Below are 25318 nucleotides of genomic sequence, written 5' to 3'. Positions count from 1 at the left end.
GGACCGGACCATTTGGGCAACTACTCCCGACTCAATGGGCGGGCGGCCCGCAGGTAGCCTTGGGGGAATGGCCCACCTGCTCGGCGCGGAAGCGCTGCACCTCGAGTACCCGACCCGCGTGATCTTCGATTCGGTCACCGTCGGCCTGAACGAGGGCGACCGCGTCGGCGTCGTCGGCCGCAACGGCGACGGCAAGTCGACCCTGCTGCGCCTGCTCTCCGGTCGCCTCGACCCGGATGCCGGACGCGTCACCCGCCGCGGCGGCGTCACCCTCGGCATGCTCGACCAGGCGGACGAGCTCCCCGACGACCTCACCGTCGGCGCCGCCATCGTCGGCGACCGCGCCGAACACGAATGGGCCGGCGACCCGCGCGTGCGCGACGTCATCGCCGGGCTGGTCCGCGACATCCCGTGGGAGTCCCGGATGGCAGCCCTCAGCGGCGGGCAACGTCGCCGGGTGGCGCTCGCCGCCCTGCTCACGCGCGACTGGGACGTCATCTTCCTGGACGAGCCCACCAACCACCTCGACGTCGAGGGCATCGCTTGGCTCGCCGAGCACCTGAAGCGGCGCTGGCCGTCCGGCCAGGGCGGCCTGGTCGTCGTCACCCACGACCGCTGGTTCCTCGACGAGGTCTCGACCGCCACCTGGGAGGTCCACGACCGCATCATCGAGCCGTTTGAGGGCGGCTACGCGGCCTACATCCTGCAGCGCGTCGAACGCGACCGGATGGCGGCAGCATCCGAGGCGAAACGGCAGAACCTCGCCCGTAAGGAACTCGCCTGGCTGCGTCGCGGAGCACCGGCACGCACGGCCAAGCCGAAGTTCCGCATGGACGCCGCGCTCGAGCTCATCAGCAATGAACCGCCACCGCGGGACACCGTGCAACTGCAGCAGCTCGCCGTCGCGCGGCTCGGCAAGGACGTCGTCGACGTGCTCGACGCATCCGTCAGCTTCGACGGTCGCGAGATCCTGCGCGACGTGACCTGGCGCATCGCGCCGGGCGAGCGCACCGGCATCCTTGGTGCGAACGGCGCAGGCAAGTCGACCCTGCTCGGACTGGTCGGCGGCACCATCGAGCCGACCGCCGGCAGGGTGAAGCGCGGCAAGACAGTGCGCATCGCGATGCTCGACCAGCGGCTCGGCGAGCTCGCCGACATCCTCGACGACCGGGTTACGGATGTCGTCTCCCGCCAGAAGCGCTCCTACGTCGCCGGCGGCAAGGAGCTCACGCCCGGCCAACTCCTCGAGCGGCTCGGTTTCTCCAGCGCGCAGCTCGCCACCCCGGTGCGCGACCTCAGCGGTGGGCAGAAGCGCCGGCTGCAGCTGCTGCTCATCCTGCTCAACGAGCCGAACGTGCTCATCCTCGACGAGCCGACCAACGACCTCGACACGGACATGCTCGCCGCGATCGAAGACCTGCTCGACGACTGGCCCGGCACCCTCATCGTCGTCAGCCACGACCGCTACCTCATCGAGCGGGTCACCGACCAGCAGTACGCGGTGCTGAACGGGCACTTCCGGCACCTGCCGGGCGGCGTCGACGAGTACCTGAAGCTGCGAGCGACCGCGCGGACCGGGACGACGACGAAACCGGATGCCGCCAAACCGGACGCGGGAAAGGCCAACCAGGCGGTCGCGTCGGACACCGGCGCCGCGCTCTCCGGCGCCGACCGCCGCTCCGCCGAGAAGGAGGTCTCGGCGATCGACCGCAAGCTCGCGAAACTCTCCGACCAGATCGCGAAGAAGCACGAGCAGCTCGCCGCGCACGACCAGAGCGACTACGAGGGGCTCGGTACGATCACCGCCGAACTCACCGCCCTGGAAGCGGAGACCGCAGAACTCGAGAACCGCTGGATCGAGCTCTCCGAGCAACTCGAGTCCTGACCCCAGCATCCAGTAGCTGCATCGAGTCGGGAGTCTTACCCGGTATGCCCGCCCAAGCGGGCAAATGTCCCGACTCGATGCACCGCCATCGCCCGCCAGAACCGCTTTGCGCCGATGAGAGCGCCATTTCGTCGCGGGTCTGCCACACTGTCATGCATGGTTCGAGCGAGGATGCTTCGATGAGTCGGCTGGATGTCGACCATTACCGCGACCTGCTGCTGAAGGAGCGGGACGAGACCGTGAGCCTGCTCGGCGAGCTAGGCGCGGACATCAGCGCAATCGTCGACGCGCGGCAGGGTTCGAACAACGATGACGAACATGACCCGGAAGGTGTCACCCTCGCCTACGAGCGGTCGCAGACCGACGCGCTGCTCCGCCAGTCGCAACGCCGCCTGCACGAGATCACGGATGCCCTGAAACGCATCGACGAGGGCACCTACGGCCTGTGCCAGGTGTGTGGCAAGCCGATCGGCTACGAACGCCTGGCCGCCAGGCCGTACGCGCGCGCCTGCGTCGAGCACGCCGACCTGATGTAGTCCGACGTCCGCGACGTTACTGCTCGAAGTCCAGGCTCAGCTTGCGCAACAGGGTGGCCAGCCGGTCCTGCTCCGCGGGCGACAGCGCACCCAGCAGCTCGCGCTCGTGCTGCAGCAGTTCGCTGATCGCGCTGTCCACGCTCTCCCGCCCGCGGGTGGTCATCGTCACGATGATGCCGCGGCCGTCGTTCGGGTCGGTGCGGCGCTGCACCAGGCCACGTTCGACCAGGCGGTCGATGCGGTTGGTCATGGTCCCGGATGACACGAGCGTCTGCTGCAGCAGCTGCTTGGGGCTCAGCTGGTACGGCGTGCCTGCCCGGCGCAGGGCGGAGAGCACATCGAACTCCCACGATTCCAGGTCGGATGCGCCGAACGCCTCCCGTCGCGCCCGATCCAGGTGCTTCGAGAGTCGGCCGACGCGGGACAGGATCTGCAGTGGAGCGAAGTCCAGGTCGGCCCGTTCCCGGGACCACGCATCGACGATCCGGTCGACCTCGTCGTGTGAGCGCATCCACTCATTATCCCGCCCGCCGCATCCGGATGAGCGTTGCTCCGCCCCCAGGATTCGAACCTGGACCTAACAGCTCCAAAGGCTGTCGTGCTGCCGTTACACCAAGGCGGACCGCGCTTCGCGCGCACTCAAGTCTGCCAGAAGCATCCGTCTCCACTCGTCGGTTCACGGCGCACGCGGCGGCCGCCGGGGAGGCGATCGGTAAAGTTGTGCGCATGACCGACCAGAATCTCGCCGTCGTCGTGCTCGCCGCCGGGCAGGGCACCCGGATGAAGTCCTCGACGCCGAAGGTCCTGCACCCGCTGGCCGGCATCCCGCTGCTCGGCCACGTGCTCGCCACCGCGCGGGCCCTCGAACCGTCCCACATCATCACCGTCGTCCGCCACGGACGCGACCAGGTCGCCGAGGCGGCCAGCGCCCTGCTGCCGGAGTGCGTGATCTGCGACCAGGACGACATCCCCGGCACCGGCCGCGCGGTCGAGGTTGCGCTGAACGCGCTACCGGGTGACTTCGACGGAGACGTCGTGGTGGTCAGCGGCGACGTCCCGCTGCTCGACGCCGACACCCTCCGCGAGTTCATCGCCGCGCACCGCAGCGCCCGCGCCGCCGCGACCGTGCTGTCCGCGCTCCTCGACGACGCCACCGGCTACGGCCGTGTCGTGCGCGCCGCCGATGGCAGCCTCGACCGCATCGTCGAGCAGAAGGACGCCGCCGAGGACGAACTGGCCATCACCGAGGTCAACTCCGGCAGCTACGTGTTCTCCGCCCGCGCGCTGCGGGAGCAGCTGCCGCGCATCGGCACCGACAACGCGCAGGGCGAGAAGTACCTGACCGATGTGGTCGGCTTGCTGCGCGCATCCGGATCCACCGTCGAGGCAACCCCGGTTGCAGAGAGCTGGATGGTCTCCGGCGTCAACGACCGGGTGCAGCTGAGCGAGCTCGGCGAGCGGCTGAACCGGATGATCGTGCGCGGCTGGCAGCGCGCGGGCGTCACCGTGCAGGACCCGTCCACCACCTGGATCGACCGCAACGTGACCCTCGCCGAGGACGTCGAGATCCTCCCCGGCACCCAGCTGAAGGGTGCCACCAAGGTCGAACGTGGCGCCACCATCGGCCCGGACACCACCCTCGTCGACTGCGAGGTGGGCGAGGGTGCGACCGTGAAGCGCACCGACGGCACGCTCGCGGTGATCGGCGCCGGCGCATCCGTCGGCCCGTTCAGCTACTTGCGGCCGGGCACCTACCTCGGCGCGGGCGGCAAGATCGGCACCTTCGTGGAGACCAAGAACGCCACCATCGGCGAGAACAGCAAGGTGCCGCACCTCAGCTACATCGGCGACACCGAGGTCGGGGTCGGCTCGAACGTCGGCGCAGGAACCATCACCGCCAATTACGACGGGGTAAACAAGCACCGCACCGTGGTCGGCTCGCACGCGCGCACCGGCTCGCACAACGTGTTCGTCGCCCCGGTTAGAATTGGCGACGGAGCCTACACGGGCGCCGGCACGGTGGTCCGCAAAGACGTCCCAGCGGGTGCGCTGGCCCTCAACGTTGCTCCGCAGAGGAACATCACGGGGTGGGTCGTACAGAACCGTGCGGGAACCGCTGCGGCCGACGCCGCCGCGGCTGCTGACGGCGAGCAGGACTAACAAAGCGTCGGTTCACCGGCAGAGAGCGAGAGACGTGTCCGGCATCAAGATCAGCGGTCAGAAGAGGCTCGTGCTCGTCTCCGGACGGGCGCACCCCGCGCTCGCGGAGCAGATCGCTGCGGAGCTGGGCTCCGAGCTGGTGCCGACGGATGCGCGCACCTTCGCGAACGGCGAGATCTACGCGCGCTACGACGAGAGCGTGCGCGGATGCGACGCGTTCGTGATCCAGTCGCACACCACACCGATCAACGAGTGGCTCATGGAGCAGCTGATCATGGTGGACGCGCTCAAGCGAGCATCCGCCAAGCGCATCACCGTGGTTGCCCCGTTCTACCCGTACGCCCGCCAGGACAAGAAGGGCCGTGGCCGCGAGCCGATCTCGGCGCGACTCGTCGCGGACCTGTTCAAGGCCGCAGGCGCCGACCGCATCATGAGCGTCGACCTGCACGCCGCCCAGATCCAGGGCTTCTTCGACGGTCCGGTCGACCACCTGTTCGCGATGCCGGTGCTGCTCGAGCACTTCAAGGCGAAACTGCCGAAGGACCTGCTCACCGTCGTCTCGCCCGACATGGGACGCGTCAGGGTGGCCGACCTGTGGAGCGACAAGCTGGGTGCGCCGCTGGCGATCATCCACAAGCGCCGCGACCCGCTGGTGCCGAACAAGGTGTCGGTGCACGAGATCGTCGGTGAGGTCGAGGGTCGCGTCTGCCTGCTGGTCGACGACATGATCGACACCGGACGCACCATCGTGCATGCGGCGGAGGCGCTGAAGAAGGCCGGCGCCATCGGCGTCGTCGTCGCAGCCACCCATGCGGTCTTCTCCGACCCGGCTACGCAGCTGCTGCAGTCCGAATTCATCGACTCCGTGGTCGTCACCGACACCCTGCCGGTGCCGGAGGAGAAGCGGTTCCCGACCCTCACTGTGCTGCCGATCGCGCCGCTGCTGGCGCGAGCCATCCGCGAGGTGTTCGACGACGGGTCAGTGACCTCGATGTTCGACGGCGCGGCCTGATGGACTACCCCAGGCCCTGGCTCTCCAGCTACGCCGACGGCGTGCCGGAGGAGCTGGAGCTTCCGACCGGGTCGCTCTACGACCTCGTCGAGGAGTCGGTTCGGACCTACCCCGACAACGTCGCCCTCCAGTTCTTCGGGCGCACCACCAGCTACGCCGAGCTCGGTGAGCAGATCGAGCGTGCCGCGGAGGGATTGCGCCGACTCGGCGTGCAGAAGGGCGACACCGTCGCGCTGGTGCTGCCGAACAGCCCGCAGCATGTTGTCGCGTTCTACGCGGTGCTGCGGCTCGGCGCGATCGTCGTCGAGCATAACCCGCTGTACACGCCGCGTGAGCTTCGCCACCAGTTCGAGGATCACGGCGCGCACACCGTCATCGCCTGGAACAACGTCGTCGCCACAATTCAGGACTTCCCGAAGGACCTCGGCGTCGCGCGCGTCATCTCGGTGGACATCGCCGAAGAGCTGCCGTTGGCGATGCGTGCCATGCTCCGCCTGCCGGTTGCCAAGGCCCGCGAGTCCCGCGCGGCGCTCACCAGCAAGGTGAGCGGCACCATCCTGTGGAAGGACCTGCTGAAGACCGACCGGATCGAGCCGCGGATTGTGCGCCCGACCGCCGACGATGTCGCGATCCTGCAGTACACGAGCGGCACCACCGGCTACCCGAAGGGTGCGACGCTCACCCATCTGAACCTCACCTCCAACGCCGCGCAGGCGCGCGCGTGGGTGCCGACCGTGCCACGCGGAACCGCGGTGGTGTACGCAGTGCTGCCGATGTTCCACGCCTACGGGCTCACTCTGTGCCTGACCTTCGCCATGAGCATGGGCGCCCGGCTGGTGCTGTTCCCCAAGTTCGACCCCGATCTGGTGCTGGATGTGGTGAAGAAGCATCCGGCGACGTTCCTGCCCGCCGTCCCGCCGATCTACGAGCGGCTGATGAGCCGGGCCAAGGAGAAGGGCGTCTCGCTGAAGGGCATCCAGATCGCCATCTCCGGGGCAATGCCGCTGCAGGCATCCGTTGTCGAACCGTGGGAGGCGCTCACCGGCGGCTACCTCGTCGAGGGTTACGGCCTGTCCGAGGCGAGCCCGGTGCTGATGGCGAACCCGGTCGGTCCGACCCGGCGCGCCGGCACGGTCGGCCTGCCGCTGCCTGGCACAGAGGCGCGCGTCGTCGACCCCGAGAACCCGACCGTCGACCGGCCGGCGGGCGAGGAGGGCGAGCTGATCGTCCGTGGCCCGCAGGTGTTCAGTGGCTACTGGAAGAACCCGGATGCGACCGCCGCGGTGTTCGTTGAGTCCACCGACGGCGGGGCGCCGTGGTTCAGAACCGGCGACATTGTGAGCATCGACGATGCCGGGTTCGTGCGGATCGTCGACCGGATCAAGGAGCTCATCATCACCGGCGGCTTCAACGTGTCGCCGAGCGAGGTGGAGGAAGCTGTGCGCGCCTACCCGGGTGTCGCGGAGGCCGCGGTCGTCGGGCTGCCCAGCTCGCACTCCGGCGAAGAGGTGGTCGCCGCGGTGGTGATGGCCCCCGGAGCGAAATTCGACGAAGCGGCGATCCGGGAGCAGGCACGGTCGTCGCTTGCCGCCTACAAGGTGCCGAAACAGGTCATCCACGTGGACGAGCTGCCGAAGTCGCTCATCGGCAAGGTGCTCCGCAGGAAGGTGCGCGAGCGGCTCATCAAGCGCTGACGGCGCCGGGTTCCCGGTGACCTCTGAGGTGAGGGTCGTTGACACCCGAGAGCCGCCTTGTTGGACTGGCCGGGGGAGATTCTCAAAGGAGCGATCATGGCCGACGACGGCTACGCCCACGGTGATGACCGGGAGATCCTGACCAACCGCCAGGGGCATCCGGTCTACGACAACCAGAACCAGCGCACGGTCGGTCCGCGCGGACCAGCCACCCTCGAGAACTACCAGTTCCTCGAGAAGATCAGCCACTTCGACCGGGAGCGCATCCCGGAGCGCGTCGTGCACGCGCGCGGCTTCGTGGCCTTCGGCGAGTTCGAGGCGACCGGCAAGTGGGGCGACGAGCCGGTGTCGACCTACACGCGCGCGAAGCTGTTCCAGCAGCCGGGCAAGAAAACGGAGGTGGCGATCCGGTTCTCGACCGTGATCGGCGGCCGCGACTCAGCCGAGACGGCCCGTGACCCGCGCGGCTTCGCGGTGAAGTTCTACACCGAAGACGGCAACTGGGATCTCGTCGGCAACGACCTCGGCGTGTTCTTCATCCGGGACGCGATCAAGTTTCCCGACGTGATCCACTCCTTGAAGCCGGATCCGGTGACCTTCCGGCAGGACCCGAGCCGCATCTTCGACTTCATGTCGCAGTCGCCGGAGTCGTTGCACATGCTGGTGAACCTGTTCAGCCCACGCGGCATCCCCGCCGACTACCGGCACATGCAGGGCTTCGGGGTGAACACCTACAAGTGGTGCAACAAGGCAGGCGACACCGTGCTGGTGAAGTACCACTGGCAGCCGCATCAGGGTGTCAAGAGCATGACCGAGGAGGATGCCGCGCGTATCCAGGCGCATGACACCGGGCATGCCTCAAAAGACCTGTACGAGGCGATCGAGCGCGGCGACTACCCGAAATGGGATCTCTACGTGCAGCTGATGAGCGATGACGAGCATCCGGAACTCGACTGGGACCCGCTGGATGACACGAAGACGTGGCCGGAGCAGGACTTCCCGCCGAAACTGGTCGGCACCATGACGCTGAATCGCAACGTCAGCGACCACCACCTCGAGAACGAGCAGATCGCGTTCGGCACCGGCGTGCTCGTCGACGGGCTCGACTTCTCCGACGACAAGATGCTGGTCGGTCGTACCTTCAGCTACAGCGACACGCAACGGTACCGGGTGGGTTCGAACTACCTGCAGCTGCCGGTCAACGCGCCGAAGGCGCAGGTGGCGACCAACCAGCGCGGCGGCCAGATGGCATACCAGGTGGACCTGGGCGACAGACAGAACCCGCACGTCAACTACGAGCCGTCGATCACCGGCGGCCTGCGCGAGGATCAGTACCAGACCGAGGACATCGAGGGTCCGGAACTCAGCGGCCGGCTCACCCGCGCCCGCATCCCGCGCATCAACGACTACCTGCAGGCCGGGCAGCGCTACCAACTGCTGGAGCAGTGGGAGAAGGACGACCTCGTCGGCAACTTCGTGATGTTGATCGGCCAGGCGGCGCGCGCCGTGCAAGAACGGATGCTGTGGCACTTCTACCTGGTCGATGACGAGCTCGGGCAGAGGGTGGGCGATGGGCTCGGCATCGGCATCGACGAGGTGAAGGGGATGGACCCGCTGCCAGGGCAGACCCTCACCGACGAGGATCAGCGCCGCCGGCAGAACCTGGGCAAGAACGGCCCGCGCGAAGTGGAAGGACTCACCATGACCCACTGCGTGCCCGACGAACGGGTGATGCACGCCGCCTGAGCCCGGGGGACTCGATTTCCGCCCCGTCTCACATCGCGTTCACCGCGCGTTGGGTCAGCCGTGGGCGCTCGTTCACCCGGTTTCGATTGGATAACGGCAATCAGGGGGTGATCAGTCGATGGGGACAGCGCGAATCGTGTTCACACGTTTCCCGTCGCCGCGCCATCCGCGGCTCGCGGCGTGGGCCGGCCACCTGAACCGGGTCGCTGGTGTCGACGAGACACTGCGCGCCGGAGCCGGCAGCGCGGTGGTGTGGCAACTGGTATCCGGCAACTTCCGGCCGCTGGGGCGCCGCACCGCGGTGTTCGCCTCCGTCGATGAGGCGCGCGCCGACGCCCTGCGGATGGTCGAAGAGGAAAACCGGATGCTCCCGCAGGCGCGCAGCGAGCAGCGCTACGGCGGGTTCGGCTGGTATTTCACCCTCGATGGGTTCCCGGTGCTCGCGTGCGCGCGCTGGTATTTCAACGAACGCGACCGCGCGCACGCGATCGAGTTGGCGCGTGATGCGCTCGCTCACGCTGTGCTGAAGGACACGGTCAACGACATCCGCCCCACCTTCGCCGCCGAATAGGCTGGGGGAAATGAACACGCTGCAACGCAGCCTCGGGATCCGTCAGGCGGTCGTCATCGGGCTCGCCTCGATGGTCGGCGCGGGGGTGTTCTTCGTCTGGTCGCCCGCGGCGCAGGTCGCCGGCGGTGGGCTGCTGATCGGCCTCGCCATCGCGGCGGTGATCGCGACCCTCAACGCGCTCAGCTCGGCGCAACTGGCGATGGTGCATCCGGTATCCGGCGGAACCTACGCTTACGCGCGCGCCGAGATCAGTCCGCTCGCGGGCTTCACCGCTGGCTGGCTGTTCCTCGCGGGCAAGACCGCGTCGGCGGGGGCGATCGCGCTCATCGCGGGCAGCTACCTGTGGCCAGAGCAGGCCCGTGCGGTCTCCGTAATGGTGATCGTCGTGCTCGCGGTGGTGAACATGACCGGCATCCGCAGCACCGCCGCGATCAGCGCGGGCATCGTCACCGTCGTGCTCTGCGGCATCGTGGCGGTCGTCATCGCCGCGCTCGTCTCGCCGCCCGCGGATGCGCCCGGGCTCGGCGCGCTCACGCCCGGCAGCCCGTACGGCATCCTGCAGTCGGCCGGACTGCTGTTCTTCGCGTTCGCCGGGTACGCGCGCATGGCAACTCTCGGCGAGGAGGTGCGCAACCCGAAGCGCACGCTGCCACGGGCCATCATCACCGCGCTGGCCATCACGCTGCTCGTCTACGGCACCCTCGGCGTGCTGTGCGTCGCACTGCTCGGCACGGATGCGCTGGCCGCGACGGCCACGCCGGTCGCCGACCTGGTCGGCAACGCCGCACCCTGGGACACCATCATCCGCGTGGTCGCCGGGATCGCGTGCCTCGGTTCGCTCGCCGGCATCCTCGCCGGCCTGTCGCGCACCTCGCTGGCGATGGCGCGCGACCGTGAACTGCCCGCCGGCCTGGCCTGGATCTCGCCGCGCACGCACGCGCCGGCGCTCGCCGAGGCGGTCATCGCGTGCCTCGCGATCGCCGGTGTGGTCTTCCTGCAGCCGGAACGGCTTGTGGGCTTCAGCTCGTGCGCCGTGCTCTGCTACTACGCGCTCGCGCACGCGTCCGCACTGCGGCAGCGGGCATCCGATCGGTGGCTGCCGCGCGTCGTGCAGATCGCTGGCCTGATCGGATGCCTGGTGCTCGCGTTCACGCTGCCCTGGCAGGCGCTCGTCGTGACCGCGGGCGTGCTCGCGCTCGGGCTGACGCTGCGGATGCTGACACGCATGCTGACAAAAAGGCGGATTCGCACCTAGTCTCGGGACATGGGCGATCCTGTGGTCGACGGCTTCTGGTCCGCGCTCGGCGGCGGGCACGACCTGGTCGAGCGCCTACAGCCGACCACCGGGCGAGGCTCGCTGCGTTCGGCGTTCCCGGTCACCGAGCTGGCGGTGGCGTCCATCGGCGCGGCCGGGCTCGCGGCATCCGAGCTGGTCAGCGCCACCGCCGGGGCAGCGCCCACCGTGACGGTGGACCGGGCGCTCGCCTCCGGGTGGTTCGGGATGACCTTGACGCCCGTCGGCTGGCAGGTGCCGTCACCGTGGGACCCGATCGCGGGCGACTATCGCGCATCCGATGGCTGGATCCGGCTGCACACCAACGCGCCGCGCCACAAGGCGGTGGCGCTCGAGGTGCTCGGCGTCGCGGACGATCGCGAAGCGGTGGCGCGGGCGGTCGCCCAGTGGCCGGCGCAAGAGCTCGAGGATGAGGTCGTCGAGGCGGGCGGATGCGCGGCAGTCATGCGGTCGACGATCGAGTGGCGGCGACACCCGCAGGGCATGGCGGTGGCCGAGGAGCCGCTCGTGGCGTGGCGGGACGGACTAGCCGGGCGTCCAGGCGGAGGCTGGCAGCCGACGGCCGGGCGGCCGCTGGCCGGCCTGCGCGTGCTCGACCTCACCCGGGTGATCGCCGGCCCGGTGGCGACGCGGCTGCTCGCCGGGCTCGGTGCGAGCGTGCTGCGCATCGACCCGCCGGACTGGAACGAGCCGGCGATCGTGCCGGAGCTGACGATCGGCAAGCGCACCGCGCGGCTCGACGCGCACGAGTTTGCCGGGCTGGAGCAGTTGCGCGCGCTGGTCGCCGAGGCGGATGTCGTGGTGCAGGGGTACCGTCCCGGCGCGCTGGACGGGTTCGAGCTCGGAGCGCGCGCACGCTCCGAGCTGCGGCCCGGACTCGTCGACGTGTCGCTCGACGCCTACGGCTGGACCGGACCGTGGAGTCACCGGCGCGGCTTCGACTCCCTGGTGCAGATGTCGGCGGGCATCGCCGAGCGTGGGATGCGCTGGGCGGGCGCGGACAAGCCTGTGCCGTTGCCGGTGCAGGCGCTCGACCACGCGACCGGGTACCTCGTGGCGGCCGCGGTGCTGCGGGGACTCACGATGGCGGTGACGGAGGGGCGCGGGTCGATCGCGCAGCTGTCGCTGGCGCGCACGGCGCTGGTCCTGACGTCGGCGGGCGAGGGCGACGATGCCGCCGAGGCGACGCTGGATGCGCTGCCGACGCGGGATGAGGCGACCCAGTGGGGACCGGCGAAGCGATTGCTGCCGCCGCTCACGATCGAGGGCGCCCCGCTGGCCTGGGGCCTGCACGCGCGCGACCTCGGCTCCGACGCAGCCACCTGGTGACCCGTCCTCGGTGGTCGCGCCCCGGTGGTCGAGCCTGTCGAGACCCTGAAGGGTCGAGGACTGCCCTTCGTGCCGCAGTGAAGGGCGCTATGTGACCCCTCGGGATGCTGGCGCTACTCCTCGAGCTGCTCCTCGGTGCGGTCGCCGCTCCACAGCGTGTGGAACGTCCCCGGCATGTCGACGCGCTTGTAGGTGTGGGCGCCGAAGAAGTCCCGCTGCCCCTGCACCAGCGCGGCGGGCAGCCGCTCGGACGCGAGCGAGTCGAAGTACGCCAGCGCAGACCCGAACCCGGGCACCGGCACCCCCGACAGCGCAGCGGTCGACACCACGCGCCGCCAGGCGACCTCGCCGTCCTTGATCGCCTGCATGAAGTAGTCGTCGGCGAGCAGGGTCGGCGCATCCGGGTTCGCGGCGTACGCGTCAACGATGCGGTTCAGGAACTGCGCCCGGATGATGCACCCACCACGCCAGATCGTCGCGATCGCGCCGGGGTCGATCTCCCAGCCGTACTTCTCGGCACCAGCGAGGATCGCGTCGAAGCCCTGCGCGTACGCGACGATCTTCGACGCGTACAGCGCGGCCTGCACATCCTCCTCGAAGGTGTGCCCGACGACAGCAGTCTCCGGGCGGGCGTCGACCTTCGCCTGCACCGCCTTGCGCTGCTCCGGATGGCTGGACACCGCGCGCGCGAACACCGCCTCCGCGATCCCGCCGACCGGAATACCCAGGTCGAGCGCGTTCTGCACGGTCCACACGCCGGTGCCCTTGGACCCGGCCTCGTCGAGCACGACGTCGATGAACGGCTTGCCGGTGCGGGCATCCACCTGGCGCAGCACTTCGGCGGTGATCTCGATCAGGTACGACTCCAGCGGGCCCTTGTTCCACTCGGCGAAGATGTCGGCGATCGCCGCGGGGGAGTGACCCGCGACGTGGCGCAGCAGGTCGTAGGCCTCGGCGATCAGCTGCATGTCGGCGTATTCGATGCCGTTGTGGATCATCTTCACGAAGTGCCCTGCGCCATCAGTGCCGACGTGCGTCACACACGGCACGCCGTCGACGCGCGCGGCGATCGACTCCAGGATCGGTCCGAGCGTGCGGTACGACTCGGCTGACCCGCCCGGCATGATGCTCGGCCCGGTCAGCGCGCCCTCCTCGCCGCCGGAGATCCCGGCGCCCACGAAGTGCAGCCCGGTCTCGGTGATGGCCTTCTCGCGCCGGATGGTGTCGGTGAACAGCGCGTTGCCGCCGTCGACGATGATGTCGCCGGGCTCGAACACCGCGGCCAACTGGTCGATCACGGCATCCGTCGGCTCCCCGGCCTTGACCATGATGATCGCGGTTCGCGGGCGGCTCAGCGACGCCGCGAACTCCTCGATCGTCTCGCTGGGCACGAACCCGGCTTCCGGATGCTGGGACGCCAGTTCGCGGGTCTTCTGCGGTGAACGGTTGTAGATCGCGACCGTGTTGCCCTCGCGACTGGCGAGGTTGCGGGCAAGATTGGAGCCCATCACCGCCAAGCCGACGACGCCGATGTTTGCCTTGCCCGTGTTGTCCATGCTCGCTCCCTGATCGGTCTCTCCTCAAGGCTAGTAGGGCGCGAGTGGGTGCTACATCGCGCGAGCCTTGCGACCGGGTGGTCCGCGGATGCTGGCTGGCTAGGATCGCTCCATGGATCTGGTCGTGCTGCTCCTGGTCATTGCGGCGCCGCTGGCCGTCGGGATCACCATCACCGTCGCGGTGCTCCGCTCGCGTGCCCGCAGAAACCAGCAGCGGATCGAGCAGGAGCGTCAGGTCGCCGGGCAGCTGGCGGAACTGGAACAGCGGGCGGGGTCCGCGCTCGTGCGTGCCGACGAGCGTGTCCGCCTGGCCAGCGACGACCTGGGTTTCGCGATTGCCGAGTTCGGCGATGCCGCTGCCGCCGAATTCGGGGCGGCGCTGCAGCGCGCCAAGCAGCGCTTGAGCGAGGCGTTCCAGTTGAACCAGCGCCTGAGCGATCACGTGCCGGACACCGACGAGCAGCGGCGGGACTGGAACGAGCGGATCATCTCCCTGTGCCAGTCGGCGGAATCCTCGCTGAGAGAGCAGTCCGACGCGTTCGCCGCCCGCCGTGCGGAAGCGCACAGGGTCCCGTCCGAGATCGACCGCGTGCGGGCGGAGGTCGAACGCATCCGGCAGTCGCTGCCGTCCGCCCGGGCAACCCTCGCGAGCCTCGCCGAGCGGTACTCAGCGGGCGCGCTCGACCCGATCGCGGCAAACGCGGATCAGGCCGAGCAACTGCTCGAGTTCGCCCAGCGCAGCACCGAGGTGGCGGATGCCCGCCTGACCGCGTCCCGCGGCTCCGAGGCTTCAGCGGCGCTGCGGGCGGCTGCCGAGTCGACGCAGCGCGCCGAGGCGCTGGTCGACGCCGTCGACAGTTTCGAGGTCGAAGCGATCAAGGCCGAGGCTGCCCTCGCCGCGATGGTCGCCGAGTCGAACGCCGAACTGGCCGCGGCCCGGCAGCTGCCTGAAGCGACGCGGCGCGCCACCATCGATCCGGCGATCGAGCGCCTCGAGCGCGCGTTGGCGAGCCTGCCGGCACCCGGCTCGCTCCGCGATCCGGTGGGCGCGCTCTCGGCCATCCGCCAGGCGAACACCGCGCTGGACGATGCGGTTGCGGAGCACACCCAGCAGGCGGATCGGCGTGAGCGGTTGCGTGCGCAGCTCGTCACCGCGATGGATGACGCCGAACGACAGATCGCCGCGGCGCGCGGGCTCGTGCTGGACTACGGGGCACCGGTGGGTCCGGATGCCCGAACCCGTCTCGCCGAGGCGGAGCGTGAACTCGCTGAGCTTCCGACAGAGCGGGAGCCTGAGCCCGCGATCAGGCGTGCCCGCCGCGCGGCCGCCCTGGCGGCGGAGGCCGCAGCCATCGCCCGAGCCGACCTTGAGCACATGCAGGCGGCCCAGTACGGGGGCTATGGCTATGGCGCCCCGCGTGGCTACGGCTCCAGTGGTTCCGGAGTGATCGGCGGCGTTCTCGGCGGCCTGGCCATCGGCGGCCTGCTCGACGGGCTGGGCGACCTCGGCGACTTCGGCGACTTCTTCGGCTGAGAACAGCGGGCAGCCGCGACGCGATTCGAGGAGGAATGGTTCTGCCGACGCGGTTTCAAGGATCTTTCGTCGACGGGGGAGTAGTTGCTCCTCGAATTCGGTCAGCTTGTCGCCGGGTACACGATCGGCGCGGCGTGCACGCGCGCGCAGGCCTCGGTGAGCACACCGAGCAGGTCGCCGCTCGCCGCGCTGAATGATTCGCCGTCGATCGCGAGCGGCGCGCCGAACACGACGATGGGCGCCCCGATCTCCGGGCAGCTGACCGCCTGATCGATGCTCAAGCCGCCGACCGCCTGCACGGGGACTGTGGTGGCTGCCACGATCGCCGGCAGGTCGGTGAGCGGAGTCAGGCCGAGCTCGGGGTGCATCCCGCGGTGGTCGTAGCCGATGTGGTGGATGACCATCCCGACACCAAGCTGCTCGAGCCGCGCGCACTCGGCGACCCGATCGGGTGCGCCCAGGTCGTCGCCCATGACGAGCATCCCGAACTGCTCGCCCGCCTCGATCACGCGCGCGATAGTCGCATCGTGCGCGCGCCCCATGACGATGACCGCGTCCGCGCCCGCGTCGCCCATCATCTCGGCTTCCAGGTAGCCGCCGTCCATGGTCTTCAGGTCGACGATGATCGGGTGGTCCGGGAACTCCTTCCGCAGCGCCCGCACCGAGTGCAGCCCCTCCGCGAGCACCAGCGGCGTGCCCACCTCGATCCAGTCGGCGCCGGCCTCGACGGCGATCGCGGCGGTGCGCAGCGCCTCATCGTTGTTGGTGAGGTCGAGCGAGATCTGCACGAGCGGGCGCTCGAGGGTCTCGCGGGTGATGTCGCGGATCGACGTTGACACGGTTCTCCTTAGTTTTTCGCGAAGAGAAGACTCGACTGACGGATGCGGCTTGTCTAGCGCTCGACGAGGTTGCGCGGCGCGCTCCCGGCCGCGATCGCCGCGATGTTCTCGCTGATCAGGGCGCTGGCGCCGAGCGGTCGCCCGCCCGCGGCGTGCGGCGTGATGATCGCGTTGGGCAGGTCCCAGAGCCTCGAGCTCGGCGGCAGCGGCTCCACGCTCGTGACATCAAGGGCGGCACCGCCGATGCGGCGCGCGGCCAGCGCGTCGATCAGGGCATCCTCGTCGACTGTCGAGCCGCGGCCAACGTTGACGAGCCAGGCGTGCTTCGACATCAGGGCGATCCGCTCCGCGCTCAGCGCGTGCCGGGTGGATGCGACCGACGGCAGGATCATCAGCAGCACGTCGGCCGTCGGCAGCTCGGACTCGATGTCATCCACCGCGATCACCCGGAAGCCGGAGTCCTCGCGTGCGCTCGTCGCGACTCCCGTGACGTTCGCGCCGAGCGCGGTGAGCAGCGGCGCGAGCGTGCGCGCGATCCCGCCGAAGCCCCAGATCAGCACGTTGGCGTCACGCAATGTCGTGAACACGTCCGGGTTCTTCTCCGGCTGCATCCCACCGAGCTCGGAGGCCCAGCGGTGCCCCAGCTGCGCCCGCACCAGAGTGTGCAACTGGCGCGCAGCGGCCAGCACGAGCGCGAGCGCGTGCTCAGTCACCGGCCTGTCATGCAGCGAGCGCCCGGATGCGATGTGCGCGGCGTCGACGAATCCGGCGGCGACCACGGCATCCGGCCCGGCTGCGAGAGTCTGGACGAGCCGCACCGACTGAAGCCGCGCTGCCGCATCGCGCAGCTGGTCGTCGGGGTTGCCCCACACGACCAGCACCTCGGCGTCCTCGTGCTCTGCTGGCACCGGCAGGCTGGGGTCGTAGAGCACCGGCTCGACGCCGTCGGCGTCCAACGTCAGTTCGAGCGAGGTGGGCAGGAGGACCTTCATGCTGCGGCTCCGGGGAAATCGGTGTTGTAGGTGCGGCCGAGCTCGGTCAGCTCGGTCACGGTCTCGTCGGCAAGCGGGATCCCATCGCTCAGCCGTGCGCGGCGCGTGCGCTCCTCCGGCTCACCGGGGACCAGCACCTCGCTGTGGCCCTCGGCGGCAGCGGTGCCATGCGCTGCGTCGATGAGCTCTCGCATCCGCTCGGTGAACACGTCGAGCGGCATGATGCGCTTGATGTCGATGGCGAACATGAAGTGCCCGACATCCTGCGGCTTGCTGAAGTCCTGGTACATGTTGCCGATGCCGTGCGCGATCGCGGCACCGCTCAGCACGCCGGCGAGGATCTCGATGAGGAAGCCGAGCCCGTACCCCTTCGGCCCGCCGGCCGGCAGCAGCGCCCGGATGGCGTTCGGGTCGGTGGTTGGCGTTCCGGTCGAGTCGACGCCCCAGGTATCCGGGATCGGCGCGCCTGTGGCCTGGGCGATGAGCACCTTGCCCATCGCGCTCGTGCTGGTCGCCATGTCGAGGCTGATCGGGTCGCCGGTGGTCGGCGCCGCGAAGGCGAACGGGTTGGTGCCGAGCAGCGCGTCCCGGCCGCCGAACGGCACAACCGCCGGCTCCGAGTTCGATACGACGAGCGCGACCCTCCCGTGCGCCGCGAGCGAGCGGGCGTAGTAGCCGGCGGTGCCGAAGTGGGCGCTGCCATGCACGACGGCGGTGCCGACGCCGGATGTCTCGGTCGTCTCGAGCAGCGCGTCCACTGCGGCGCGCGCGGCGAGCTGTCCCGCGGTGCCGTTCGCGTTGACCACCGCGATGGCGCCGTTGACCGTGACCTCGGGTGTCGCGGTCGGGTCGACGAGCTTCGCGGTGATCCGGCGCTCGTAGGCCGGCAGTCGCACGACACCGTGGGAGTCCACCCCGCGGGTGTTGGCGTCAACGAGGGAGCCGGCGAGGTACGCGGCATCCGCCGGTGCATAGCCCCACTGCTCGAGCAGCCGAGTCGCCCATTGTTCGAGTTCGCTCGCGTCGATCACCATTGGCCGCTCAGCCCTTCTCGTCTGCGCCGATGCGCATCGCCGCCATTCGCGTGATGCACGGCATTAATCCTATACGTCATACTTATCTCGTACAGCGCGCAAGCGCGGCTTGTGAAACGGGGTATTTCAATGAGGATCAGTGTCTTCCCGAAGGGTGACCTTGACGCAATCGCGGTCAAGCGCACCATGACCGTGTTCGAGTGGATCGAGAAGGCGCGCGTGCTGCCCGCCGACGGTCTCGAACTCTACTCGGGCATGTTCTGGGAGACCGGCGACGATTTCGTCGACCGCGTCGGCGACGACTTGGCGGCGGCCGGCTTCGAGATGCCGATGCTGTGCGCATCGCCCGACTTCACCAACCCCGACCCCGAGGTGCGCAAGGCCGAGCTGGACCGCGAGGCCGAGATGATCCGCATCACCTCGCGGCTGGGAGGGCCCGGCGCGAGCACGCGCGTGCTGTCCGGCCAGCGCCATCCGGAGGTCTCGCTCGAGCAGGGACTGGACTGGGTGACCGAGGCGATCGAGTCGCTGCTGCCGCTCGCGCGCGAACTCGACATCACCCTCGCGATCGAGAACCACTACAAGGACGGCCACTGGAAGTACCCCGAGTTCGCGCAGAAGAAGGAGGTCTTCCTCGAGCTGGTGAACCGTATCGACGACCGCGTGCACTTCGGCGTGCAGTACGACCCGTCCAACGCGATCGTCGCCGGCGACGACTCGGCCGACTTCCTCGACCTGGTCATCGACCGGGTCGTGACTATGCAGGCATCCGACCGTTCCCTCGCGCCAGGCGGCTCGCTCGACGACCTGCGTCAGAGCGACGGCACCATCGGCTACTCGCCGCTGCTGCAGCACGGCGTGATCGGCAAGGGCCTCAACGACTACGACCGCATCTTCACGACCCTCAGCGGTGCCGGCTACGACGGCTGGATCAGCATCGAGGACGGCGTCAACGGTATGGGCGAGATGCTCGAGTCGGTCGAGTACCTGCGCGAGGCGCGCGAGCGCTACTTCGGCGGCTCGACCGCGGTGCGCGTCGAGAACCACGAGCGGGCACGCGCCGCGGCGGGACTGCCCAGCCTCGCCCAGCCGGCGCTCACCAAGCAGCGGGAGGCGGGCGCGTGAAGGCGCTCGTCAAGTTCGGCGAAGCGGATGGCGACGTCGAGGTGAGGGAGGTCCCCGAGCCGCAGTTGGCACCCGGCACGGTGCTGATCGCGGCGCGCGCGGTGGGAGTGTGCGGTTCCGACATCCACATGTGGCGGAACAAGCAGAGCTGGGAGACCCGGCTTCCCGTCGTGCTCGGGCACGAGACGGCCGGCGTCATCGCGGCCGTCGCCGACGACGTCGAGGGCTGGGCGGTCGGCGACCGTGTCGTGTGCGAGACCGCGGCGTCCATCTGCGGCACGTGCGCGCTGTGCCGCACGGGCCGCTACAACCTGTGCCCGAAGCGGCAGGGCTACGGCGCGATCCGCGACGGCGCGTTCGGCCAGCTGCTGCAGGCGGAGCCGCGCGTGCTGCACCGCATCCCGGACAACGTCACGTTCGAGCAGGCCGCGATGACCGAGCCGTTCGCTGTCGCCTACAACGCGCTCGTCGAGCGTGCGCCAGTCAACCCGGGCGATGTCGTCGTCATCCAGGGCATCGGCGCGATCGGCGCGCTGTCGCTGCAGATGGCCAAGCTCAGGGGAGCGGGCACCACGATCGTGCTCGGCACCCCGGTCGACAAGGAGCGGCTCGCGAAGGCGAAGCTGCTCGGCGCCGACATCACCGTCGACATCACCACGGAAGATCCGGCCGACGTCATCCGGAGCGTCGGCGACGGTCTCGGTGCCGACCTGGTGGTCGACGCGACCGGGGTGAGCGCGGCGCTGAAGCAGGGCCTCGAGCTGGTGCGCCCGCTTGGTTCGATCGTGAAGATCGGATGGGGCCCGCAGCCGCTGGGCTTCAGCCTCGACCCGCTCGTCGCCAAGGCGGTCACCCTCTACGGCTCGTTCTCGCACACCTGGACCACCTGGGAGCGCGTGCTCGAACTGTTCTCCACCGGTCGCCTGGACACCGCGACGGTGCTGGGCGGGGTGTACGACCTCGAGGACTGGGAGCAGGCGTTCGAGCACATGGAGTCGGGACGGAACATCAAGTCCGTCATGGTGATGCCCGGCTGATCACGCACGGTCTGGGCCCGATCGGCTGATCGGGCCCGACTCGTCATCAGCCCTGGTCGCCGCCGAACTCCAGCAGCGTGCCCTCGACCAGTTCGAGGGCGGAGGCCTGCGCCTGGTCGGTGTCGCCATCGATCAGCGCCTGGGCGAGTGCGATGTGCCGCTCGACCGCCTCGATCGTCAGGTCGTGCATGCCCGGCCGGGTGTCCGCGCCGCGTACGTGCAGCACCGCGCCGATCGTGTCCGCGAGCTGGGCGATGACCGAGTTGTCTGTGCCCTCGAGCAGCAGCCGGTGAAAGACAGCATCCGCCTCGAAGAACCGCCTGGTGTCGTGGCCGTCGAACGCGACCTTCATCGCTTGCGCTGCGGCCATGACCGCTTGGGCGTTCTCCGGCGAGATGCGCTTCGACGCGAGCCGCGCCGCGGTGCGCTCGAGACCCAGCCGCAGCTCGAGCATCTCGCGCATCTGGCGAACGTAGTCGGGTCCCTGACCGCGCCACTTGACCACGTGCGGGTTCAGCAGGTCCCAGCTCGATTCCGGCAGCACCCGGGTTCCCACCTGGGGTCGGGCCTCGATCAGCCCCATCGAGCTCAGCGTGCGCAGGCTCTCCCGCACCACCGACCGGGAGACGCCGAGGCGCTCGCACAGCTGGTCGGCGAAGACGATCGCGCCCTCCGGCAGGTCGCCGTTGATGATCTCCTGGCCGAGCACTTCCACGACGTGGGCATACAGGCCGGTGCCGATGCGCGAGCGCGAGCGAAGCGCTTGGATCTCAGGGGAGGTCAGCTCAGACATCCGCACTCCTAGAACGTGTACTCGCCGGCCGCGGCGGCGTTATCGTATGCGACGCGCGGTATCTGAGTGGCGAGTTTACCTCCGCTGATGTCGATCAGCGTGCCGGTGATGTAGCGCGCCTGATCGGATGCGAGGAAGCAGATGAGGTTCGCGATGTCCTCCTTGCTGCCCCACTCGCGCAGGCTGAGCGTGTCGAGCAGGCGGTCCTGCTGTTCCTGCGGCAGCTCGGCGAAGTGGTTGAGCGTGGTCGGGATCATCCCCGGCGCGTAGGCGTTGACCGTGATGTTCCACGGCCCGAGCTCTCCGGCCAGGCCGCGTGTGAAGTGCGCGACCGCAGCCTTGGACGTCGCGTAGGCGACGCTGCCGATACTCGGGACGATGGCCGCGAACGAGGCCGCGTTGATGATGCGCCCGCGCTTCTGCTCCTTCATCGTCGGGATCACCGCCTTGCACATCAGGAAGGTGCCCTTGAGGTTCACGTCGTGGCTGAAGTCCCAGACCTCCTCGCTCAGCGACTCGATCGGGCCGTTGCCGCCGACGCCGGCGTTGTTGACCAGCACGTCGATCTGGCCGAACTCATCGCGCACCGCTCGGATGACCTCGTCGATCCGGGCGGAGTCCCGGATGTCCACCTGGTACTGGCGGTGGACGCCGAGTCCGGCCAGTTCATCGCCGACCTCGGCGAGGTCGCTCTCGCTGACATCCAGCGCGACCGTGGTCATGCCCTCTTCCGCGAGCGTCCTGACGATCGCTCGCCCGATGCCCTTTCCGACTCCGGTTATGATTGCCAACTTGCCGCTGAGGTCGATCTGCATTTCGGTGGTGCCCTTCTGGTCCGGCTGCTTTGCCGGGATCACTTTCCGGTCTCGGATGACCATTCGTATGATTTATTAGAGTAGTCTTACTTCTCGGCATCTGGGTGATGCCACCCCCGGGTAATGCGCGACACAGCACGCGCAAGACAGAAGAGGAGATGCAGTGAAGCATCAGTCAATGTTCAAGGCAGTCGGGGTAACCGCGGCCGCCGTTCTCGCCATGGGTGCGCTGGCATCCTGCACTTCCGTTTCAGCGGGGGAGGGCTCGGATACCGTCCGCGTCACCCTCGCCAACCACGTCTGGACCGACATCATCAAGGACCGGATCTCCGAGTTCGAGAAGGACACCGGCCTCACCGTCGAGCTCACCCAGCTCGGTGAGGACCAGCTGTCCGACCAGTACAACGTGAAGCTCAACGCGGGCACCGACGAGATCGACGTCATGATGTACCGCCCGCTGCAGGAGGGCAAGCTCTTCGCGCAGAACGGCTACCTCGCTGACATCAGCGACCGCGTCACCGCGAACTCCGATTGGAACTGGGACGACTTCCAGTCCGGCCCGGTCGGTGCCACGACCTGGGAAGGCTCCGTCGTCGGCGTTCCGACGATCACCGAGCAGGAAGTCCTCTACTACCGCACCGACCTGCTCGAGGCGGCCGGGCTCGACGTGCCCGCAACCCTCGATGACCTCGAAAACGCCGCCAAGGTGATCTCCGAGGACAACCCCGGTGTCGCCGGCTTCGTGGCGCGCACCGCCCGCTCGGCCGCGGTGACCCAGTTCTCCAGCTTCCTGTACAGCTTCGGTGGTGACTTCATCAAGAACGGCAAGTCGGTCATCGACTCGCCCGAGGCCAAGGCGGCGTACGAGTACTACGGCGGCCTGCTGAACAACTACGGACCCGAGAACGTCAGCACCGACATGAGCTGGCCCGAGGCCGCAGCGATCTTCGCGCAGGGCAACGCCGCGTTCTACACCGACGCGAGCAGCCTGTACAAGAACCTGACCGAGGCCGAGAACTCGACCGTCTCCGACAGTGTCGGGTTCGCGCCGTTCCCGGCGGGTCCTGCCGGTTCCAAGCCGTACAACGTCCCGTCGTGGGCTCTCGGCATCAACGAGGCGTCGCCGAACCAGGACAACGCGTGGAAGTTCATCGAGTGGGCCACCAGCCCCGAGATGACGCTCGACATCCAGGAGGCCGGCGTGCCCGGTGCACGTGACTCGGTCTGGGCCGACCCGGCTGGCACGGCATCCTTCCCGCCTGCGCTCGCCGAAGCGGTCGCGATCGGTTCGGAGACCGGCGTCGGTTACGACCGTCCGCTCGTGATCTCGGTTGCCGAGGCCCGCGAGATCGTTGGCGCGCCGATCGTAGAGGCGATCACCGGCGGTGACGTCGACTCGGTCATCGCTGACGCGCACGAGAAGTTCCAGGCGTTCCTGGACGGCGAGAACAAGTAATACCCTCGGGGGTCGGGCGAGCAGGCCAACTGCCTGCCCGACCCCCAGCAATTCCCCCTACTGCATTACCCCAGTGCCCCCACGCCCTGCGGGAAGAGAGGTGAGACGTGAGCGCTACCGCCACCACCCGGAAACCCGGTATCGGGCACTCGCTTTCCAGCTGGGCCAACCAGCACCGTAAGTGGGTCCTCGCCGCCCCCGCCATGGCGTTCGTCGCCCTGATGATCGTCTTCCCGGTCGGCTGGACCCTGTACCTGAGCGTCACCGACGCATCTGGGTCAGTGCGCGCTGAGTCGGACTTCGTCGGCCTCCAGAACTACCTCACGGTGCTCAGTGACACCGAGCGGTTCTGGCCCGCGGTCGGACGCACCGTGTTCTTCACCGTCGGCGCGCTGAGCATCGAGATGGTGCTCGGCATGGCGATCGCGCTGCTGCTGTGGCGCCCGTTCCGCGGTGAGAAGTGGGTGCGCGTCGCCATCCTGCTGCCGCTCGTCGCCACCCCGGTCGCGGTCGGCATGATGTGGCGCCTCATCTTCGAGCCGAACATCGGCTTCGCCAACCAGCTGCTGAAGTGGATGGGTCTGCCGGCGCAGCCGTGGCTGTCCGGACAGGACACCGCGCTGCCGACCCTGATGTTCGTCGACATCTGGCAGTGGACGCCGATGGTGGTGCTCATCCTGCTCGCGGGCCTGACCTCGCTCTCCGACGAGCCGGAGGAGGCAGCACACGTCGACGGCGCGAACGCCTGGCAGCGGTTCTGGTACATCACCTTCCCGCTCGTGATGCCGACCTTTATCACCGCGATCCTGCTGCGCGGCATCGACGCCATCAAGACCTTCGACATCCTGTACGCGACGAAGGGCAAGGGCGGCGGCTCGTTCCACGAGGTCGAGACACTCAACGTCTACGCGTACGGCCTCAGCTTCGACTACAACCGCTACGGGCTGTCCTCTACGGTGCTCATCCTGTTCTTCCTGATGATCATCGGCTGCATCTGGATACTGACCCTGCGCAAGAAGAGGAGCTCGCTATGACCACCACGACAGCTCCCGCCGTGGCCGCTGAGGTCACCGCTCCGAAGCCGCTCAAGCGTCGCAAGCGCGGCGGCGGCTACAAACTGTTCCGGGTGACGATGCTCGTGCTGGTCGTCATCACGTTCGTTGCGCCGATCATCTGGATGCTGCTTGCGTCGTTCAAGACGAACGTCGACATCTACAACCCGGCGGCGGCGTTCAACTTCACGCCCACGCTCGGCAACTACGAGACGGTGTTCGGCCAGGCCAACTACACGCAGTACATCTTCAACAGCTTCTGGATCGGCCTGTGCTCGACGGTGCTGTCGCTCATCCTCGGCCTGCCCGCTGCGTACTCGATGAGCCGCTTCGTCATGAAGAAGTCGGCTGCGCTCGTGCTGCTCGCGCGCGTCATCCCCGGCGTCAGCCTGCTCGTGCCGTGGTACTTCATCTTCTCCAACATGCGCATGGTTGGCGGCTACGAGGTGCTGATCCTGTCGCACATGTTCGTCTCGCTGCCGCTCATCGTGTACATCATGATGTCGTTCTTCGACTCGCTCCCGATCGAGCTCGAGGAGCAGGCGCAGGTCGACGGGCTGACCCCGATCGGCGCGTTCATGCGCATCGTGCTGCCGCTGTCGGTGCCGGGGATCGCGACCGCGAGCATCCTGTCGTTCATCTTCTCGTGGAACAACTTCATGTTCGCGCTCGTGCTCTCTGGCTCCCGCACCAAGACACTGCCGGTGGCGATCTTCGACTTCGTCGCCTACGCGAGCATCGACTGGGGTGGCCTGATGGCTGCCGCGGTGGTCGTGACGGTGCCGATCATGGTCATCGCCCTGTTCACGCAGAAGTACATCGTGTCCGGCCTCACCGCCGGCGCGACCAAGGGGTAGA

Annotated in this window: 22 protein-coding genes and 1 tRNA gene; 15 read left to right on the top strand and 8 right to left on the bottom strand. The window is 68.6% G+C overall.

All coding sequences use genetic code 11. The features are described 5' to 3' along the window. Positions 1-67: 67 nt before the first annotated feature. Both HGK58_RS13575 and HGK58_RS13570 read left to right on the top strand, forming a co-directional pair. Entirely contained in the window at positions 68-1885 is a 1818-nt protein-coding gene (locus HGK58_RS13575; RefSeq protein ID WP_168628134.1) for an ABC-F family ATP-binding cassette domain-containing protein, read from the top strand. Between the two features lie 179 nt (positions 1886-2064). Further along, a complete protein-coding gene (locus HGK58_RS13570; protein ID WP_168628133.1) occupies positions 2065-2421 on the top strand; it encodes a TraR/DksA C4-type zinc finger protein in 357 nt (118 codons plus the stop codon). 16 nt (positions 2422-2437) lie between these two features. Here the strand turns inward: HGK58_RS13570 and HGK58_RS13565 are convergent, their stop codons facing one another. Further along, positions 2438-2932 carry a MarR family transcriptional regulator gene (locus HGK58_RS13565; RefSeq protein WP_168628132.1) on the bottom strand — a complete coding sequence of 165 codons (495 nt, stop codon included), beginning with the start codon at positions 2930-2932 and terminating at the stop codon, positions 2438-2440. 39 nt (positions 2933-2971) lie between these two features. Further along, positions 2972-3043 (bottom strand) — tRNA-Gln (locus HGK58_RS13560). Positions 3044-3147: 104 nt separating this feature from the next. Between HGK58_RS13560 and glmU the strand changes: the two genes are divergently transcribed. The 7 genes from glmU to HGK58_RS13525 all read left to right on the top strand — a co-directional run bounded on the left by glmU (position 3148) and on the right by HGK58_RS13525 (position 12227). Next, positions 3148-4581 (top strand): bifunctional UDP-N-acetylglucosamine diphosphorylase/glucosamine-1-phosphate N-acetyltransferase GlmU, encoded by a 1434-nt coding sequence (gene glmU, locus HGK58_RS13555; RefSeq protein WP_168628131.1) that lies wholly within the window; start codon positions 3148-3150, stop codon positions 4579-4581. Positions 4582-4615: 34 nt separating this feature from the next. Further along, positions 4616-5593 carry a ribose-phosphate diphosphokinase gene (locus HGK58_RS13550; protein WP_168628130.1) on the top strand — a complete coding sequence of 326 codons (978 nt, stop codon included), beginning with the start codon at positions 4616-4618 and terminating at the stop codon, positions 5591-5593. Continuing rightward, complete coding sequence (locus tag HGK58_RS13545) at positions 5593-7287, top strand: long-chain-fatty-acid--CoA ligase (RefSeq protein ID WP_168628129.1); 1695 nt, start codon at positions 5593-5595, stop codon at positions 7285-7287. The genes HGK58_RS13550 and HGK58_RS13545 overlap by 1 nt, the downstream gene beginning before the upstream one ends. Before the next feature lie 96 nt (positions 7288-7383). Then, complete coding sequence (locus HGK58_RS13540) at positions 7384-9033, top strand: catalase (protein ID WP_168628128.1); 1650 nt, start codon at positions 7384-7386, stop codon at positions 9031-9033. A 118-nt stretch (positions 9034-9151) separates the two neighbouring features. Continuing rightward, positions 9152-9604, top strand: a complete 453-nt coding sequence (locus HGK58_RS13535) for a hypothetical protein (protein WP_168628127.1) — start codon at positions 9152-9154, stop codon at positions 9602-9604. Positions 9605-9614: 10 nt separating this feature from the next. Beyond that, positions 9615-10859, top strand: a complete 1245-nt coding sequence (locus tag HGK58_RS13530) for an APC family permease (RefSeq protein WP_168628126.1) — start codon at positions 9615-9617, stop codon at positions 10857-10859. A gap of 9 nt (positions 10860-10868) precedes the next feature. Next, positions 10869-12227 (top strand): CoA transferase, encoded by a 1359-nt coding sequence (locus tag HGK58_RS13525; RefSeq protein WP_168628125.1) that lies wholly within the window; start codon positions 10869-10871, stop codon positions 12225-12227. A gap of 113 nt (positions 12228-12340) precedes the next feature. Here the strand turns inward: HGK58_RS13525 and gndA are convergent, their stop codons facing one another. Then, positions 12341-13783 carry an NADP-dependent phosphogluconate dehydrogenase gene (gene gndA, locus HGK58_RS13520; protein ID WP_168628124.1) on the bottom strand — a complete coding sequence of 481 codons (1443 nt, stop codon included), beginning with the start codon at positions 13781-13783 and terminating at the stop codon, positions 12341-12343. A 112-nt stretch (positions 13784-13895) separates the two neighbouring features. Here gndA and HGK58_RS13515 point away from each other — a divergent pair, with 112 nt between their 5' ends. Next, a complete protein-coding gene (locus tag HGK58_RS13515; protein WP_168628123.1) occupies positions 13896-15317 on the top strand; it encodes a hypothetical protein in 1422 nt (473 codons plus the stop codon). A 101-nt stretch (positions 15318-15418) separates the two neighbouring features. Here the strand turns inward: HGK58_RS13515 and HGK58_RS13510 are convergent, their stop codons facing one another. The 3 genes from HGK58_RS13510 to HGK58_RS13500 are packed head-to-tail and all read right to left on the bottom strand — an operon-like array spanning position 15419 to position 18182. Continuing rightward, a complete protein-coding gene (locus tag HGK58_RS13510; protein WP_210422950.1) occupies positions 15419-16156 on the bottom strand; it encodes an orotidine 5'-phosphate decarboxylase / HUMPS family protein in 738 nt (245 codons plus the stop codon). A 53-nt stretch (positions 16157-16209) separates the two neighbouring features. Next, positions 16210-17148 carry an NAD(P)-dependent oxidoreductase gene (locus tag HGK58_RS13505; RefSeq protein WP_168628122.1) on the bottom strand — a complete coding sequence of 313 codons (939 nt, stop codon included), beginning with the start codon at positions 17146-17148 and terminating at the stop codon, positions 16210-16212. Further along, entirely contained in the window at positions 17145-18182 is a 1038-nt protein-coding gene (locus HGK58_RS13500) for an Ldh family oxidoreductase (RefSeq protein WP_168628121.1), read from the bottom strand. The genes HGK58_RS13505 and HGK58_RS13500 overlap by 4 nt, the downstream gene beginning before the upstream one ends. A gap of 129 nt (positions 18183-18311) precedes the next feature. On the opposite strand from HGK58_RS13500, the gene HGK58_RS13495 reads away from it, so the two are divergent. Beyond that, a complete protein-coding gene (locus HGK58_RS13495) occupies positions 18312-19307 on the top strand; it encodes a sugar phosphate isomerase/epimerase (RefSeq protein WP_210422949.1) in 996 nt (331 codons plus the stop codon). Continuing rightward, on the top strand, positions 19304-20344 hold the full coding sequence (locus HGK58_RS13490; protein WP_168628120.1) for a zinc-binding dehydrogenase: 1041 nt from the start codon (positions 19304-19306) through the stop codon (positions 20342-20344). Before HGK58_RS13495 ends, HGK58_RS13490 begins: the two co-directional genes overlap by 4 nt. A gap of 46 nt (positions 20345-20390) precedes the next feature. On the opposite strand, the gene HGK58_RS13485 is transcribed toward HGK58_RS13490, so the two are convergent. Together HGK58_RS13485 and HGK58_RS13480 are read right to left on the bottom strand one after the other, a co-directional pair. Beyond that, positions 20391-21137: an FCD domain-containing protein gene (locus HGK58_RS13485; RefSeq protein WP_168628119.1), complete on the bottom strand. Its 747-nt coding sequence runs from the start codon at positions 21135-21137 to the stop codon at positions 20391-20393. Positions 21138-21145: 8 nt separating this feature from the next. After that, the gene (locus HGK58_RS13480) at positions 21146-22015 is read right to left on the bottom strand and encodes an SDR family NAD(P)-dependent oxidoreductase (RefSeq protein WP_349236231.1); all 870 of its coding nucleotides are present in this window, start codon (positions 22013-22015) and stop codon (positions 21146-21148) included. Positions 22016-22130: 115 nt separating this feature from the next. Between HGK58_RS13480 and HGK58_RS13475 the strand changes: the two genes are divergently transcribed. The 3 genes from HGK58_RS13475 (at position 22131) to HGK58_RS13465 (ending at position 25317) form a co-directional block, all read left to right on the top strand. Next, the gene (locus tag HGK58_RS13475; protein WP_168628118.1) at positions 22131-23408 is read left to right on the top strand and encodes a sugar ABC transporter substrate-binding protein; all 1278 of its coding nucleotides are present in this window, start codon (positions 22131-22133) and stop codon (positions 23406-23408) included. A 107-nt stretch (positions 23409-23515) separates the two neighbouring features. Continuing rightward, complete coding sequence (locus HGK58_RS13470) at positions 23516-24442, top strand: sugar ABC transporter permease (protein WP_349236230.1); 927 nt, start codon at positions 23516-23518, stop codon at positions 24440-24442. Beyond that, positions 24439-25317: a carbohydrate ABC transporter permease gene (locus HGK58_RS13465; protein ID WP_168628117.1), complete on the top strand. Its 879-nt coding sequence runs from the start codon at positions 24439-24441 to the stop codon at positions 25315-25317. The genes HGK58_RS13470 and HGK58_RS13465 overlap by 4 nt, the downstream gene beginning before the upstream one ends. Position 25318 lies beyond the last annotated feature (1 nt).

The sequence above is a fragment of the Cryobacterium sp. BB307 genome, assembly GCF_012274275.1.
Classification (GTDB): Bacteria; Actinomycetota; Actinomycetes; order Actinomycetales; family Microbacteriaceae; genus Terrimesophilobacter.
Note: the sequence above shows the minus strand (reverse complement) of the source record. Positions and strands in the feature narration are given on the sequence as shown.